The organism is Bradyrhizobium sp. USDA 4473, assembly GCF_054063335.1.
In genome coordinates, this window is the sequence record NZ_JBSSGE010000001.1 from 358,905 (window position 1) to 374,449 (window position 15,545).

Below are 15,545 nucleotides of genomic sequence, written 5' to 3' on the forward strand. Positions count from 1 at the left end.
CGCTGGAAAACGCTCAAGTTCTGGAACCTGACCGATGATGCTGGGCTCTGACGTTTCCAGCCTGACCACAACCGCCAAGACCGCCGCCGCGCAGGGTCTGTCGATCGTCGTGCCCGTCTACAACGAGGCCGCCGGGCTCAGCGCGCTGCACCAACGGCTGGTCGACCTCGCCCGCTCGCTGCGCGCCCGCTACGGCCTCGGCTGCGAGGTGGTCTATGTCGACGACGGCAGCGCCGACGCTACGCTCGCGATCGCGCGCGGCCTGCCCGCCGATGGGCTCGACCTGCAGGTGGTGTCGCTGTCGCGCAATTTCGGCAAGGAGGCGGCGCTGATGGCCGGCCTCGATCACGCCCGCCGCGGCGCGGTGCTGTTCATGGACGGCGACGGCCAGCATCCGCCGACCCTGGTCGAGCAGCTGGTCGCGCACTGGATCGATGACGGCTACGACGTGGTCTACACGGCGAAGGCGCATCGCGACAATGAATCGGTGCTGCGGCGGCTGTCGGTGCGCGGCTTCTACGCGCTGATCAATTGGGGCGCGCGGCAGCAGATCCCCGAGGATGCCGGCGACTTCCGCCTGCTGTCGCCGCGCGCGGCCGCCGCCTTGCGGCAATTGCCGGAGCGCAACCGCTTCTTCAAGGGCCTCGCCAGCTGGATCGGCTTCAAGCAGATCCGCGTCGACTACGAACCGGCGCCGCGTGCGCATGGCGTCACCACCTTCAATGCCGGCCGGCTGATCGGCCTGTCGATCGAGGGCCTGACCTCGTTCTCAGTGGCGCCGCTGCGCTTTGCCAGCCTGCTCGGTGCGCTGCTCGCGGGCGTCGCCTTCCTGTTCGGTCTGTCGATCCTGTGGGAGGTGCTGACCACCGGCAAGCAGGTCCCCGGTTATCCGTCGCTGATGATCGGCATGATGACGATCGGCGGCGTGCAGCTGATCATGATCGGGATCGTCGGCGAATATATCGGCAAGATCCTCTCCGAATTGAAGGCGCGGCCGATCTACTTCGTCGCCGAGCATACCGAGAAGCACGCCGACGGCAGCACGGCGCAAGCTGCCTCCGAGCGGACCGCTGCCGAATGAGCGAACCTGCGCCGCGCCGGATCTGGCTGTGTGCTGACGATTATGGCTTGAGTGACGGCGTCAACCGCGCGATCCGCGACCTGATCGAGCGCGGCCGGCTCAACGCGGCCTCGGTGATGATGGTGACGCCGGCGATCGGCCGGGAAGCCGCAGCTGCGCTCAGGGCGTCGGTCGCGAAAAGTCCGCGCTGCGCGATCGGGCTGCACGTGACGCTGACCGCGCCGTTCCGGCCGCTGACGATGCATTTCCGCCCGCTCGACGGCGACATGTTCCTGCCCTTTCCGCGGCTGTTGCGCGCCGGGCTGATGCATCGGCTCGACGCCGAGCTGGTTCATGCCGAGGTGCTGGCGCAGCTCGACGCGTTCCACGATTGGTTCGGCCGCGCGCCCGATTTTGTCGACGGCCATCAGCACGCGCAGCTGTTCCCGCAGGTGCGCGACGGCTTCCTGCGCGCCGTAAAGGAGCGCGCGCCCGACGCCTGGGTGCGGCAATGCGGCCGCGAAGGTCCGCTGGCGCGGCAGCTCGCGGCGCCGAAGGCGCTGGTGCTGAACGTGCTCAGCACGCAATTCCGCATCAAGGCGCAGCGCTCCGGCCTGCGCTTCAACCCGGCCTTCGCCGGCGCCTATGACTTTACACGCGAGACCGATTTCGCAGGCTTGATGCGCGGCTTCCTCGAGGGCCTGCCCGAGGACGGGCTCGTGATGTGCCATCCCGGTTTCGTCGATGACACGCTGAAAAGCCTCGATCCGCTGACGACGCAGCGCGAGGCCGAGCATGCCTATCTGGCAAGCGACGATTTCGCCGCCTTGCTCACCCTGAATAAAGTTACACTGGCCTGACCCTTGTTTTGACGCGTTTTCTACCGCAGATAAGTCTACGCAATCTGCGTAAACTTGATTGCTGTGCGAACCGGGTATCCACTTCGCTCGAAAACGCTTTGGGTTCACAAAAATCCGCCGGTCGTATTGTCGCATACATAAATTTAATTCTGGCCCCCACTCCTTGCGCCACAAACCTCGTCCTACATCAGCCGCGCGCCGATTCGATCGACGCGATGGAGAACGCCATGACACCGCAAGAACGCCAATTGATCGACGATCTCTTCGACCGGCTCGCCAAGCTGGAGAATGCCCCGCGCGACAGCGAGGCCATGTCCGCGATCATGCAGGGCCTGCGCAATGCGCCGAATGCGGTCTACGCGCTGGTGCAGACCGCCCTGGTGCAGGACGAGGCGCTGAAGCGCGCCCATGACCGGATCCAGGAACTGGAGGCCGCGGTCGGCCAGCAGCAACCGGCGCAACAGCAAGGCGGCTTCCTCGATTCGATGCGCGATGCGATCTTCGGCCAGGGACAGGGCCAGTCGCATGGTTCGGTGCCGCCGGTGCGCGCGCCTGATATCGGCGGCAGCCGCCCGGTCTGGAACTCGGGCCAGGCGATGCAGCAGGCCGGCGGCGGCTATGGCCAGAACTATGGCCAGCCGCCCCAGCAATACGGCCAGCCTTACGGCGGCCCGCAGCCCCCGGCTTTCGGCGGCGGCGCGCCCGGCAGCGGTGGCGGCTCGTTCCTCGGCACGGCGGCTGCGGCCGCGGCCGGCGTGGTCGGCGGCGGGCTGTTGCTCTCCAGCATCCGCGGCATGATGGGTGGCGGCGGTCACCAATCGCTGGCGGACGCCGGCACCTTCGGCGGCGGCTCGCGCCCTTGGGGCGGCGACCAGTCGGCGAGCGACCTCGCCCGCGACGCCGGGGTCAACGACATCGGCTCCAGCCGCGACGGCGGCTCGCGCTCCGGCCTGTTCGATCAGGCCTCGAACAACAACGACGACAATTACAACAGCAACGACCACGATTCCGACGACTTCGACAATGACGACGGCGGCGGAGACGACGACAGCAACTACGCGTAAGCGTATGCGTGGCGCCTGAACACCAACGGCCGCTCTGATCGAGCGGCCGTTTTTATTTGATTGCTCGTAGCCCGGATGGAGCGAAGCGTAATCCGGGGCAGGTCTAGCTAGCCGCGGCGCCGTCCCGGATTTCGCTGCGCTTCATCCGGGCTACGTAGACGACACACTCACATCACGACAACCTTGGCGCCGACATTGACGCGGCCATAGAGGTCGATGACGTCCTCGTTGCGCATCCGGATGCAGCCGGACGAGACGTTGGTGCCGATGGTCCAGGGCTCGTTGGAGCCGTGGATGCGATAGAGCGAGGAGCCGAGATACATCGCGCGCGCCCCGAGTGGATTCTCCGGGCCGCCTTCCATGTGCCGCGGCAAATCGGGACGGCGCGCCAGCATTTCCGGCGGCGGCGTCCAGGCCGGCCATTCCTTCTTCGCCGAGATCGTCTTGGTGCCGGCCCAGGTGAAGCCGGGACGGCCGACGCCGATGCCGTAGCGCAGCGCGCGGCCGTCGCCCTGGACCAGATAGAGGAATTTGTTCGGCGTATCGACGACGATGGTGCCGGCGCTTTCCTTGCCGCTGTAGTCGACCAGCTGCTTTTCATAACGCGGATCGAACGGACGCTGGGTCGGATCGCCCGCGGCCTCCTCCTGCTGACGGATCATCTGCTGCTGCGGATCCATCGGCGGCAGCTGGCGGTTGCCGTAATAGCCGGGCTGCTGCTGATACTGCGGCGAATAACCCTGCGACGACGGCGCATCGCCGAACAGGAATTCGATGAAGCCGCCGCCCATGTTGGAGAGCTGCGGCTGCACATAGGCGGTGCGCATCGGCGGCTGCGCTGCACCCTGGTTGGCGTAGATCACGGTGGGCTCGGGCTGAGCCGCCGCGTCGATCGCTATGGCATATTGGGGAATTGCAACAAGCGAAGAAGCGCCGGCGAGCAGCGCAAGCGTGGTTTTCCTGAACATCGACGTACTCTGTACTGGTTTCGTCGTGACTGACTGCGCGAGGCGCGCGCTGCGCCGTTGCACGTGGTCAATAAGCAATGAAAACCGCATCGGTTTGGTAAACGTAACGGCCGTTTCGATTCACCATCCCGACAAGGACGCGCGGTTTTGCCGGACAGCGTTTATTTTGCGTGAACGCCGCGGCGGCATGGTTAATCGCTGGTATCGCGGCCGCCGCGCGCCGCGTGGTCAATCTGTTCCGGCGTGAACCTGACGTTAAATCGGCCCTGTCTAGAACGGACTTCAGTGAAGGGGCGGGAATGAAAATCATGTCAGTGAAGCGTAAGCGTTTTCGTGTCGAACAGGCGATGGGCGAAGTCGTGATGCCGGAGCCGGAAGTTGCCGGCGGCGCCGATCTCGGTCCGATGCATCGCGAGATCATGGCCGAGCTTCGCTCGATCCGCGCCCAGATGGCCGCAGCACCGGCGCAGCGCACCGGGGACAGCGTCGACGCCGCCGTCGCCCGCGAAGTCGCCGAGACCCACGCGCTGCTCGAGACCTACCGCGCGCAGGTCGAGCAGTGCGAGAAGCTCAAGGTCGAGCTCGACCTGATCCATGACGCGATCAGCCGCACCAAGCGCGAAATCGCCGTGCTGCATGGCAAGAGCTTCAACGGCGAGGAGATGGCCAAGGTCAATGGCGAGCTCGGCGCCGTGGTCGGCGGCACCGAACAGGCGACCCAGCAGATCCTCGAGGCGGTCGAGGCGATCGACCAGGCCGCGACCGCGCTGTCGAAGAACGTCACCCCCGACCAGCAGAAATTGCTCAGCGAAGATATCCAGGAGCGCGTGGTCTCGATCTTCGAGGCCTGCAACTTCCAGGACCTCACCGGCCAGCGCATCAACAAGGTGATGCAGACGATGAAGTTCATCGAGCAGCACATCAACGAGATGATGAACATCTGGGGCGGCGTCGACGCCATCAAGAGCCATGTCCCTGCGATCGTCGACACCCGCGAGGGCGATGCCCGCCTGCTCAACGGCCCGAAGCTCGACGGCGACGCCGGCCACGCCTCGCAGGACGACATCGACGCGATGTTCAACTGAGTGATCACATCTGAAGAATACAAAGCGCCGGCCCCAAGGCCGGCGTTTTTGTTTGATTTGGTCCGTCATTCCGGGGCGGTCCGCAGGACCGAACCCGGAATCTCGAAGTTGGGTTACATCGAGACCTTATTACATCGAGATTCCGGGTTCGATGCTTCGCATCGCCCCGGAATGACAGCGATCGTTACGCCCGCGGCGCGCAGCGGACATAGACCATGTTGCCGTAGCGGGTGGCGGCGTCCTTGTCGACGAAGCGGGTGATCATGACCCGGCCGTCGAACGAGAGGATCTCGCGGTCCTGCTCGCCGGGCACGGGTCCGGGCGGGCCGATATAGTTCTTGCCGCTCGGGGAACCCTTCAGCCGCAGTTCCTGCGGGGTGGCCTGGTCGGCCAGATGCATGATGACGCCGCCGTTCTGGCCGGCACCGATCACGTAGGGCTGCTTGCACTGGCCGCGGGCGGCGGCCTCGGTGCGGGCGCGGTCGGCGGGATTCTGGAATGAGGCGAGGCCCCAGCGGCCGACGATCTCGTCGGCGCGGATCGAGGCTGGCATCTCCGGGGCCACGCCCGGTTCGACGGGTGCCGGCTCGGGGTTCGACGACAGCGACGGCAGGCTCATGCTGCCGCACGCCCCCAAAAGTGTCGTCAGCGCCGAAACAGCCGCGAACCGTGCGACCAATCGCGCGTTGAGTGACCTGATCATGTGTATCCCCCGACTATGTCCCGGCCGCACCCGTCATGCAGCCAAGCGTAAAACTTAAGACGGAGCAATGACGTCTGACAAAATTACGTCATCGCTACGATTTGGTTTCTGGTCCACCATCCTATATTGGCCTCACCAAGGCCTTAACCCGTTTGCTTGACAGAAACTGCGCCAAGCCATATTCCCCGGCCCACAATTAGCACTCTTGCACCACGATTGCTAAATGCGTTGGGCGTCCTGCCCAGCGCCGACCGGGCCGGCATTCAACGCCGGTCTCGATGAACCGGACCTGAAACCGAGCCTCCAAGAGGACCTTCAAGAGGGAACGTCATGGCTAAATCCAATTTCCGCCCCCTGCACGACGCGCGTCGTGGTCAAGCGTATCGATGCCGAGGAGAAGTCCAAGGGCGGCATCATCATTCCGGACTCGGCCAAGGAGAAGCCGTCGCAGGGCGAGATCGTCGCCGTCGGCCCGGGTGGCCGCGACGAGGCCGGCAAGCTGATCCCGATCGACCTCAAGGTCGGCGACCGCGTGCTGTTCGGCAAGTGGTCGGGCACCGAGGTCAAGCTCGACAACGAGGAGCTCCTGATCATGAAGGAGTCCGACATCATGGGCGTGCTGGCCTGATCGCGCCTCTCTCCGCCCCCCTGAGAAGGCAGCGAAGCTGCCGTCTCGAAGGGTGAGCATCCACAATTCATTCTTCGAGACGCGGGCCAAGGGCCCGCTCCTCGAGCAATAACGGCAAAGCCGTTATGCAAGCGATGACGCTTTTCCCAGGAGTTCAAAACAATGGCTGCCAAGGACGTAAAATTCGCCGGAGACGCCCGCGACCGCATGCTGCGCGGCGTCGACGTGCTCGCCAATGCCGTCAAGGTGACGCTCGGCCCGAAGGGCCGCAACGTCGTCATCGAGAAGTCGTTCGGCGCGCCCCGCATCACCAAGGACGGCGTCACCGTCGCCAAGGAGATCGAGCTCGACGACAAGTTCGAGAACATGGGCGCGCAGATGCTGCGCGAGGTCGCTTCCAAGACCAACGACACCGCCGGTGACGGCACCACCACCGCGACCGTGCTGGCGCAGGCGATCGTGCGCGAGGGCGCCAAGTCGGTCGCCGCCGGCATGAACCCGATGGACCTCAAGCGCGGCATCGACATCGCCGTCGCCGCCGTGATCAAGGACATCGAGAAGCGCGCCAAGCCGGTCGCCGCCTCCTCCGAGGTCGCCCAGGTCGGCACCATCTCGGCCAACGGCGACACCGCGATCGGCAAGATGATCGCGCAGGCGATGCAGAAGGTCGGCAACGAGGGCGTCATCACCGTCGAGGAGAACAAGTCGCTCGAGACCGAGGTCGACATCGTCGAGGGCATGAAGTTCGACCGCGGCTATCTCAGCCCCTACTTCATCACCAACGCCGAGAAGATGACCGCCGAGCTCGAGGATGCCTACATCCTGCTGCACGAGAAGAAGCTGTCCGGCCTGCAGGCGATGCTGCCGGTGCTGGAAGCCGTGGTGCAGTCGGGCCGTCCGCTCCTGATCCTCGCCGAGGACGTCGAGGGTGAGGCGCTGGCAACCCTGGTGGTCAACCGCCTGCGCGGCGGCCTCAAGGTCGCCGCCGTCAAGGCGCCGGGCTTCGGCGATCGCCGCAAGGCGATGCTGGAAGACATCGCGATCCTGACCGGCGGTCAGCTGATCTCCGACGACCTCGGCATGAAGCTCGAGAACGTCACGGTCAACATGCTTGGCCGCGCCGGCAAGATCGTGATCGACAAGGAGAACACCACGATCGTCAAGGGCGCCGGCAAGAAGAAGGACATCGACGCCCGCGTCGGCCAGATCAAGGCGCAGATCGAGGAGACCACCTCGGACTACGACCGTGAGAAGCTGCAGGAGCGCCTCGCCAAGCTCGCCGGCGGCGTTGCCGTCATCAAGGTCGGCGGCGCGACCGAGGTCGAGGTCAAGGAGAAGAAGGACCGTGTCGAGGACGCGCTGAACGCGACCCGCGCCGCGGTGCAGGAAGGCATCGTGCCGGGCGGCGGCGTCGCCCTGCTGCGCGCCAAGAAGGCGGTCGGCCGCCTCTCCAACGACAATGCCGACGTCCAGGCCGGCATCAACATCGTGCTCAAGGCGCTGGAAGCTCCGATCCGCCAGATCTCGGAGAACGCCGGTGTCGAGGGCTCGATCGTGGTCGGCAAGATCCTCGAGAACAAGTCGGAGACCTTCGGCTTCGACGCCCAGACCGAGGACTATGTCGACATGGTCGACAAGGGCATCATCGACCCCGCCAAGGTGGTGCGCACCGCCTTGCAGGACGCTTCTTCCGTCGCCGGCCTGCTGGTGACCACCGAGGCCATGGTCGCCGAGGTGCCGAAGGACGCGGCGCCGGCGATGCCGGGCGGCGGCGGCATGGGTGGAATGGGCGGTATGGGCGGCTTCTGAGCCGATCGCGCTCAATGTCGAGATCGAAGGCCGCCTCCGGGCGGCCTTCTTTTTTGCAGTCTGGTGACGAGCGAGCTGTAAGGATCATCGGATGTCCCGCGACGCCAAATCACTGACATCAACGCTGGCACTGTTCTACGCGATCGGCGCAACGCTCGCGCTCGGCGCCTATGCCCAGAACAGAATCGATGATCTTGCGGTCGTCCTGACGTTCTGGATCCGGCAGACATTGACGTTTGCCGTTGTCGCCGCGGCCTACGGCCTCTACTACGTCATGTCCGGTTCTGCCGGTCGCCGTCCAAAAGCGCCGCTGCGCTTCCTGGACATCACCTTCCTGGCTGCCGCCGCCACGCTTGGTGTCGGCATGCTGGTGCATAGTTGAGCGGTCTTTGACTCGATCGCGGGGTGGATTATCTGCAGCTCCGTCATTGCGAGGAGCGGTAGCGACGAAGCAACCACGCTTCCGCATATGCGGCACGATGGATTGCTTCGCTTCGCTCGCAATGACGGGGATGACCGAGGTCGGCCACGGATACATGTCTAAGCCCCGCAGATGTCAGCCACCGCGACCTTCTGGAACAGATGCGGCGACGCCACCGCCGAGGCGGGATAGGCCGACAGCTTGGCCCTGAACTCGGGGTTCATGAACGCGGCGCGGAAGGCGGCGGTGGATTCCCAGACCGCGTAGTTCAGATAGGCCGGGCTGTCGCCGAGCGCGCGGTGCAGCTGGGTCGAGATGAAGCCGGGCTGCCGCTTCATGATCGCGGCATCGTCCTGCCAGGCTTTCAGGAAGGTGTCCTCGTCGGCCGCATCGAGGGTGAACAGGTTGACCAGCACGATGTTGCCGGCATCGACCGCGAGCTGGCGATCGATCGGGAAAGCGGGGTCGAGGGGGCGCATCTGCGGCATGGGTGGCTCCGTTGATATGGTGTTATGATGTCATTTCGCTGTGATGGGTGCATAATATAATTGACACTATGATGTCAATACGTATATATGGTAACAAATGCCTCATGCAAAACGAACGCCGGCGGGCGAAGCCCTGAGCAGCTTGATTCTCGACCTGTTCCGGCTGAACAGCCTGCTGTTCACATCGGGCGACCGGCTGGTGGCCGGGCTCGGGCTGACCAGCGCGCGCTGGCAGATCCTCGGCGCCATCGTTGCCACCGAGCGCCCGCAACCGGTGGCGTGGCTGGCGCGCGACCTCGGCGCGGCCAGACAGAACGTGCAGCGGATCGTCAACGACCTCGAACGGGACGGGCTCGTCACATTCGAGACCAACCCGCATCATCGCCGTGCCCAGCTCGTCGTGCTGACCGACAAGGGGCAGCAGGCCTTCGATGCGGCGATGCGCCTGCAACTGCCCTGGGTGAACGGCCTCGCCGACGGACTATCGATGAAGGACATCGAAGCCATGAGGCGCGTCGTCAGCACGCTGCGCGGCAGGCTGGAAAACGGCGAGGAACTTAATGATCGTGCGTGACGCGGAGCCCCGTCTCCGTTCGTCATGCCCGCACATCGGCGACGCCGTTCTGCGGGCGGGTATGCCAGTGCCAAAGGTCAGATCGTTCGAAATTGATAGCCGCCGTCAGGCGGCCTTCTTTTTTGGCCAATGACATGGAGGTTTGCTAGTTACGGCGGAACCGATTCTGCCCTTCGAGGACTTATCGTATGCGCGCGCTCCCGCTCCTGCTGCTCGGTCTTGCCGTCGCCTCGGCCCCTGCTGTCGCCCAGATCAAACTGCAATCGAAGGCGACGCCGGCGGGCGGCCCCGAGACGCGCTATTTCACCTCGATCGATGGCCTGATGGACGGCAATGCCGACGTCGTCCTGAAGGAGACGCGGCAGGGCAAGACCGTGACCGCGGCGGTGCTCGACGTCTGCTATCCCGCCGACAAGGGCTCGGACCGCAAGGACCGCTTCGTCGCCAACCTCACCATCAACGGCCAGACGCTGTCCGGCACCACCCAGAGCGTCGCCGACAAGCAGCCGGTCACCATCAAGCTGAACCGCAAGCAAAACGGCGACGGGTTTGAGTTCCGCGGCCAGATCACGATCGGCCAGACCGTCACCGAGGTCGCCTCGACCGACAATTCGGATCTCAGCGAGAAGGAATTCCAGGATAACCAGGCCACCGAGGACGGCATCACGCCGCAGCCGAAGGATTTCACCGACGTCTCGCCGGAATCGATCGGGGTGCGGGTGAAGCTCGATGCGGCGGCCGATTTCCTCAAGAGCCTGAAGGGCGAGGCCGTCGAGATCGGCACATCGAGCCTGTCGGTGACCTGCGATGCCATGCGTTCCGGCGAGCAGACCATCAACCTCACCGTCGATCCCGAGCACGCCGGCGCGCTGCTCGCCAAGGCGAAGTCGGTGCCCGGCGTGACCGCGGCCGGCTGGACCAGCGGCGTGGTCGAGATGGACCGCACCATCCGCTTTGCCGCTAGCGACTGGACCAGCGGCGACAAGATCAACAAGGACAAGCTGGCAACCGCGATATCAGGCGTGCTGGCGAAGACGCTTGCCGCAAAACCCGCCTCGGCGACCTGGAATGCGAACACCGGCAAGCTCAAGCTGGTGCTGAAGCGGCCCAGCGCGATCTATCCGGCGCTCGGCCTCACCCAGAATTACGAGATCACCGCGCTTGTCTCGCCGGAGAAGCCCGGCAGCTCCGACAAGCTGATCCTGTGGGTCTCGAGCCCGACCGTCTCGACCTCGGACGACAGCGCCGGCGCCAAGCTGAACCTGTCCGACGATTCCAGCAGCGACGAGGAAGGCAGCGAGACCAGGGACGACAACGGCGCGATCGACGCGCTGCTCAAGGAGTTCAAGGGCCAACGCTGGGACGCCGACAAGTCGGTGTGGCACTGAGCCACCCGCTTCCCGATCGCGCGACGACGTTCGCGAAGCGTCGCCAAGCATCAACTCGACCAAGCGGAATTTCGCCTGAATGCTGACAGCACACCCGATCCGGAATCGGGTGGTGCGACACGCGTCTCACATTGCCTAATGCGCGCATCGCCACAGCGCCGGTCGCGATGCCGGCAACGCGCAAATGGAGACGACGAGATGTCAGAGCAAAACAAGAATGTGGTCGGCCGATGGTTCACGGGCTTCTGGGGCAACCCGTGGAATCCGGACATCATCGAGGAGCTCGCGACGCCGGACATTGTGGTGCACTACCCGATGCACGAGCCGAAGAAGGGCCGCGCCGCGGTCACGCAGTTCATCACGGAGTTTCGCGAGGCGTTTCCGGATCTGAATTTCTGGGGCGTCGGCGACCTCGTTGCGGAAGGCGATCTCGTCGTCGGCCGCTGGGAAGGCGGCGGCACTCACACCGGACCCGCCTTCAGCGACTTCCGCCTCGGCTCGCTGCCCGCAGCGTCCGGCCGCAAGATGACGTTCGCCGGCACCACCGTGCTGCGCGTGCGGGACGGGCGGATCGCCGAAGAGCTCGGACAGGAAGACGCGATCACCGCGATGCTGCAACTCGGCCTCATCCGCCTGCCCGAGCAGAGTGGCTACGCGGGTTGAACCGACGCGTCGCCGGCTGAACACACTCCAACGCTGCTGGGCCGGCATTGCATCTCCGGGTGCAGTGCCCGGCCGGAAACGACCGCCGGGTGCGGCACGCACCCGCTGCGGTCAGAGGTGCTTGGTCATGAACAGGCAGAGCGGATCGGGCGCGTAATCGCCGAACGGCGGACAGTCCTGGTAGCCGGCGGCGCGATAGAGCGCGATCGCTTCCGGCTGCCGGATTCCGGTCTCCAGGCTGAGGCGTGCGATCTGCCGGCTGCGCGCAACCGCTTCCAGCGCTTCGAGCAGGCGGCGGCCGAGCCCGGCTCCACGCGCGTCGGCACGCACGAACATCCGCTTCATCTCGGCATGCCCGGGCGCGATGATGCGGAAGGCGATCGGGCCGAGCGCCTCGCCATCGCGCCGCGCGACCAGAAACACCGTGCCGTGGACGGCGAGCGATGCGGCGCCGACGAGGTGGTTGCTGTCGGGCGGGTACAACGCGGCCAGATAGGCATCCGACAACGCGATCAACCGCCGGACCTCGGGCTGCGTCGGGTCTTCGGGGCCGATGCTGACGTCGGGCTTGCGCATTTTGGACACGGTTCGCAGCCGGCTGGCCGGATCGAGGCCAACTGTCGGCCGCCGCCCCGTCCCCGTCAATCTACGGAACCCTGCGACCAAAAGACTTGCTGCTGCCGCAGTTCGGTCACCGAAAATTAAGGCTCGATTTAGTTTCGAGGATCATCCTTTGCGTCACCGAACACAGGTCACGCCATGCAAGACCGCGAGCCGATCAGTCCTGGGAGCATCTGGCCAACGGATGTGACGGAGGGTCATTCGCCGGCGCAGACGGCGGACCTCTGGGACGTCTCAGGCGAAAATCACGACGCCGCCCTGCTGCTGCGGGAGCCGTTCGCCGACCGCATCGGCACCGCGCTGCTGGCAGCCACCGCGCTCGCCGCAGCCTTCGTGCTGGGATGGACCGGGGGCGCCAACTGGCACGACTTCTTCACAACTCCTGCCACGGTCCCGGTAGCCCAGAAGGAAGCGCCCGCCCCGCATCTTGCAGAGGCGCGGCCGAGCCCAAGAACGGAAGGCCGGAGCGAGAGCCCGCGGCGGACGGCATCCAACGCGGATCCATCAGTCACCGGCAGCATTCCCAAATCCGTTGCCAGTCCGCGTCCGCAGGTGCTCGGTGCCGCACCGACGACGCTGAACGCGCAAGCCATGGCGCTGGGGCCGAAGCAGCCCCTGGCAACGGCCCCCGAAACGCGACCGAGCACCATCCCCGGATGGTCGGTGGTCGAGGTCCGCGACGGCACCGCCGTGCTCGAGGGACCGGAAGGCGTCAAGATGGCTGCGCGCGGCGACGTCGTCCCGGGTCTCGGCCGGGTCGATTCCATCGTGCGCTGGGGCAACCGCTGGATCGTCGCCACCGCGAGCGGATTGGTCGCAACGCCCTGAGCGGCGAGGGTGCGCCTCAATTGCTGTTGATCACGTAACGCAGCTGCTTCGCTCCGATGAACGTGACCTGATCACCCTGCCGCCGCCAGCTCGTGATGTCGCTGAGCGCCGCGAGCAGGTCCTTGTCGGCCTGCGCCCGTTCCGGCGTGCAGCTGCGGTTCTCCATCGTGCCGGGAACGAACACGATGGTGTTGCCGGCCACCGAGAACTGGCCCTTGCCACCGTCGCACCACAGCTCGAGGATCACCTCGCCATTGTCGCCGATCTCGATCGAGGGAATCCGCTTGGAGCCCGGCATGCGCGCGGCGTCGAGCGTCATCACGAAGCCGAACGGGAATTCTTCCTGGGCCTGCGCCGGAACCGACGCAAGCGCGGCTGCAACGACCGCCAGCGCGGCCATGCCGCCGTTCAGACTCCGCTTCATCGACATCATGCCATTCCCTGGGATTGCGACGCCGCCCTTCTATGGGACGAGGCCGCGCTTGGCCAGCTGGGCCGCGCGAGAAAAACCGCTTGAAAAGCAAAATCCCCGCGGGCTCTCAACCCGCGGGGATGCTGGTTCGGGCGATGCCTCGCCGCGTTATTTCAGAACCATCGCCGTGAACGGATAGACATAGGCCTGCAGGGTCACGAACACACCGACCAGGCACGCCAGCACGATCGAGTGCAGGAACACGTAGCGCAGGATCGAACCTTCGTGGCCGTACCAGTTGGTCGCGGTGGAGGCGACCACGATCGATTGCGCGTCGATCATCTTGCCCATCACGCCGCCGGATGAGTTCGCCGCCGCCATCAGCACCGGCGGCAGGCCGAGCTGCTCGGACGTGATCTTCTGCAGATTGCCGAACAGCACGTTCGACGCGGTATCCGATCCGGTCAACGCCACGCCGAGCCAACCGAGCAAGGTGCCGAAGAACGGATAGAGCACGCCGGTCGCCGCGAAGGCGAGGCCGAGCGTGGCGTCGACGCCGGACAGCCGGGTCAGCGTGCCGATCGCCAGCATCGCCGAGATCGTGATCAGCGAGATCGCGCAGAGGCGGATGGTGCGGCCATATTCGGCGATCAGCTTGGCAGGCGAGAAGCCCATCAAGAGGCCTGAGATGATCGCGGCGATCAGCATGCCGGTGCCAGTGAACGACAGATAGGTGAAGCTGAACACGGCGCCTTCCGGCGTCGGCTTGGCGGCCACCGGCGGCACCTTGAAGATCAGCTTGTCGAGCTCGGGGACCGCGTAGTTCCAGGTGAAGTTGGCGTTGGCCCAGGCCTTGAAGGCGCCGTTGCCCCAGATCAGCATCAGGATGCAGACGATGATCCACGGCAACAGCGCGCTCCACAATTCGCCCTGGGTCAGCGGCGTCTTGTCGAGCGGCGGAGCGGCCTGCATCGTCGCCGCGGATTCGTCGCGGCCGCGCAGCGCCGGCGACAGCCAGAGCTGCCGCGGCTGCCAGACCTTGAGGAACAGGATCAGCGCACCCATCGAGATCAGCGAGGCGCCGATGTCGACGATCCAGGGATTGATGTAGTTGGAGATCACATATTGCGGGATCGCGAACGATACGCCGGTGACCAGGATCGCCGGCCACACTTCCTTCATGCCGCGCCAGCCCGCGAACGCCCATACCACCCAGAATGGCACGATCAGCGAGAACAGCGGCAGCTGCCGGCCGACCATCGCACCGAGGATATAGGGGTCGAGGCCGGTGACTGAGGCAAGGCCCTGGATCGGCGTGCCCAACGCGCCGAAGGCGACCGGGGCGGTATTGGCGATCAGCGACAGGCCGGAGGCCGCGAGCGGCGAGAAGCCGAGCCCGATCAGCACCGCGCCGGTGATCGCGACCGGGGTGCCGAAGCCCGAGGCGCCCTCGAAGAAGGCGCCGAACGAGAACGCGATCAGGAGCAGCTGCAAGCGGCGGTCCTCGGTGACGCCGCCGACCGCACGCTTGAGCAGCTCGAACTTCCCGCATCTCACCGTGACCTGGTAGAGGAAGATGACGTTGAGCACGATCCAGCCGATCGGAAAGAACCCGGTCACGATGCCGAGGATCGATGCGCGGATCGACATGCCGGCCGGCATCGTGAAGACGAAGATCGTGATCAGATTGGTCACGATCACGGCGATGATGGCCGCGATATGCGCCTTCACCTTGCCGCTGGCGATCAAGACCAGCAGCGTGACCACGGGAACGGCGGCAGCTATGGTCGACAGCCCGGCATTGCCCAGCGGATTGTAGATCTGATTCCAGGTGTTCATCTCGGGTCCTCCCCATGTTCTTATGCAGCGCACCGGCCTCGGTGCCGGCAGGCGCGCTGGTGCGATTGCGGGAGTCCGTCGGAAAACTACAGCCCCGGGTCGCGAATGAACGATCGGTAAGGATCGCTCACATC

The 15,545-nt window shown here is 65.3% G+C and carries 17 protein-coding genes and 1 pseudogene; 12 read left to right on the forward strand and 6 right to left on the reverse strand.

Annotation, left to right across the window (positions count from 1 at the left end):
* Positions 1-34 precede the first annotated feature (34 nt).
* The 3 genes from ACVW17_RS01725 (at position 35) to ACVW17_RS01735 (ending at position 2,984) form a co-directional block, all read left to right on the forward strand.
* On the forward strand, positions 35-1,081 hold the full coding sequence (locus ACVW17_RS01725; RefSeq protein ID WP_456750179.1) for a glycosyltransferase family 2 protein: 1,047 nt from the start codon (positions 35-37) through the stop codon (positions 1,079-1,081).
* Positions 1,078-1,920, forward strand: a complete 843-nt coding sequence (locus tag ACVW17_RS01730; RefSeq protein WP_456750180.1) for a ChbG/HpnK family deacetylase — start codon at positions 1,078-1,080, stop codon at positions 1,918-1,920. Before ACVW17_RS01725 ends, ACVW17_RS01730 begins: the two co-directional genes overlap by 4 nt.
* Before the next feature lie 227 nt (positions 1,921-2,147).
* Positions 2,148-2,984, forward strand: coding sequence for a DUF2076 domain-containing protein (locus ACVW17_RS01735; RefSeq protein ID WP_456750181.1), 837 nt, complete (start codon positions 2,148-2,150; stop codon positions 2,982-2,984).
* 167 nt (positions 2,985-3,151) lie between these two features.
* On the opposite strand, the gene ACVW17_RS01740 is transcribed toward ACVW17_RS01735, so the two are convergent.
* Positions 3,152-3,952 (reverse strand): L,D-transpeptidase, encoded by an 801-nt coding sequence (locus ACVW17_RS01740; RefSeq protein WP_456750182.1) that lies wholly within the window; start codon positions 3,950-3,952, stop codon positions 3,152-3,154.
* Between ACVW17_RS01740 and ACVW17_RS01745 the strand changes: the two genes are divergently transcribed.
* Entirely contained in the window at positions 3,936-4,199 is a 264-nt protein-coding gene (locus tag ACVW17_RS01745) for a hypothetical protein (RefSeq protein WP_456750183.1), read from the forward strand. The genes ACVW17_RS01740 and ACVW17_RS01745 overlap by 17 nt on opposite strands.
* Before the next feature lie 61 nt (positions 4,200-4,260).
* Positions 4,261-5,037 (forward strand): protein phosphatase CheZ, encoded by a 777-nt coding sequence (locus ACVW17_RS01750; protein WP_456750184.1) that lies wholly within the window; start codon positions 4,261-4,263, stop codon positions 5,035-5,037.
* A gap of 184 nt (positions 5,038-5,221) precedes the next feature.
* Here ACVW17_RS01750 and ACVW17_RS01755 read toward each other — a convergent pair whose 3' ends face one another.
* The gene (locus ACVW17_RS01755; RefSeq protein ID WP_456750185.1) at positions 5,222-5,740 is read right to left on the reverse strand and encodes a hypothetical protein; all 519 of its coding nucleotides are present in this window, start codon (positions 5,738-5,740) and stop codon (positions 5,222-5,224) included.
* Positions 5,741-6,070: 330 nt separating this feature from the next.
* Here ACVW17_RS01755 and ACVW17_RS01760 point away from each other — a divergent pair.
* The 3 genes and pseudogenes from ACVW17_RS01760 to ACVW17_RS01770 all read left to right on the forward strand — a co-directional run bounded on the left by ACVW17_RS01760 (position 6,071) and on the right by ACVW17_RS01770 (position 8,559).
* A pseudogene (locus tag ACVW17_RS01760) lies at positions 6,071-6,368 on the forward strand (co-chaperone GroES).
* A 162-nt stretch (positions 6,369-6,530) separates the two neighbouring features.
* On the forward strand, positions 6,531-8,177 hold the full coding sequence (gene groL / locus ACVW17_RS01765) for a chaperonin GroEL (RefSeq protein ID WP_456796723.1): 1,647 nt from the start codon (positions 6,531-6,533) through the stop codon (positions 8,175-8,177).
* Positions 8,178-8,268: 91 nt separating this feature from the next.
* Positions 8,269-8,559 (forward strand): hypothetical protein, encoded by a 291-nt coding sequence (locus ACVW17_RS01770; protein ID WP_456750187.1) that lies wholly within the window; start codon positions 8,269-8,271, stop codon positions 8,557-8,559.
* A gap of 158 nt (positions 8,560-8,717) precedes the next feature.
* On the opposite strand, the gene ACVW17_RS01775 is transcribed toward ACVW17_RS01770, so the two are convergent.
* Entirely contained in the window at positions 8,718-9,086 is a 369-nt protein-coding gene (locus ACVW17_RS01775; protein ID WP_456750188.1) for an antibiotic biosynthesis monooxygenase family protein, read from the reverse strand.
* Positions 9,087-9,183: 97 nt separating this feature from the next.
* Here ACVW17_RS01775 and ACVW17_RS01780 point away from each other — a divergent pair, with 97 nt between their 5' ends.
* The 3 genes from ACVW17_RS01780 (at position 9,184) to ACVW17_RS01790 (ending at position 11,711) form a co-directional block, all read left to right on the forward strand.
* Positions 9,184-9,660: a MarR family winged helix-turn-helix transcriptional regulator gene (locus tag ACVW17_RS01780; protein ID WP_456750189.1), complete on the forward strand. Its 477-nt coding sequence runs from the start codon at positions 9,184-9,186 to the stop codon at positions 9,658-9,660.
* A 188-nt stretch (positions 9,661-9,848) separates the two neighbouring features.
* The gene (locus tag ACVW17_RS01785) at positions 9,849-11,048 is read left to right on the forward strand and encodes a hypothetical protein (RefSeq protein WP_456796724.1); all 1,200 of its coding nucleotides are present in this window, start codon (positions 9,849-9,851) and stop codon (positions 11,046-11,048) included.
* A gap of 198 nt (positions 11,049-11,246) precedes the next feature.
* A complete protein-coding gene (locus tag ACVW17_RS01790; RefSeq protein ID WP_456750191.1) occupies positions 11,247-11,711 on the forward strand; it encodes an ester cyclase in 465 nt (154 codons plus the stop codon).
* A gap of 111 nt (positions 11,712-11,822) precedes the next feature.
* On the opposite strand, the gene ACVW17_RS01795 is transcribed toward ACVW17_RS01790, so the two are convergent.
* Positions 11,823-12,287 carry a GNAT family N-acetyltransferase gene (locus ACVW17_RS01795; RefSeq protein WP_456756297.1) on the reverse strand — a complete coding sequence of 155 codons (465 nt, stop codon included), beginning with the start codon at positions 12,285-12,287 and terminating at the stop codon, positions 11,823-11,825.
* A 231-nt stretch (positions 12,288-12,518) separates the two neighbouring features.
* On the opposite strand from ACVW17_RS01795, the gene ACVW17_RS01800 reads away from it, so the two are divergent.
* Positions 12,519-13,160, forward strand: a complete 642-nt coding sequence (locus tag ACVW17_RS01800; RefSeq protein WP_456750192.1) for a hypothetical protein — start codon at positions 12,519-12,521, stop codon at positions 13,158-13,160.
* Between the two features lie 16 nt (positions 13,161-13,176).
* Here ACVW17_RS01800 and ACVW17_RS01805 read toward each other — a convergent pair whose 3' ends face one another.
* Both ACVW17_RS01805 and ACVW17_RS01810 read right to left on the reverse strand, forming a co-directional pair.
* Positions 13,177-13,593, reverse strand: coding sequence for an META domain-containing protein (locus ACVW17_RS01805; protein WP_456750193.1), 417 nt, complete (start codon positions 13,591-13,593; stop codon positions 13,177-13,179).
* Between the two features lie 147 nt (positions 13,594-13,740).
* Positions 13,741-15,411, reverse strand: coding sequence for an L-lactate permease (locus tag ACVW17_RS01810; protein ID WP_456750194.1), 1,671 nt, complete (start codon positions 15,409-15,411; stop codon positions 13,741-13,743).
* Between the last annotated feature and the right edge of the window lie 134 nt (positions 15,412-15,545).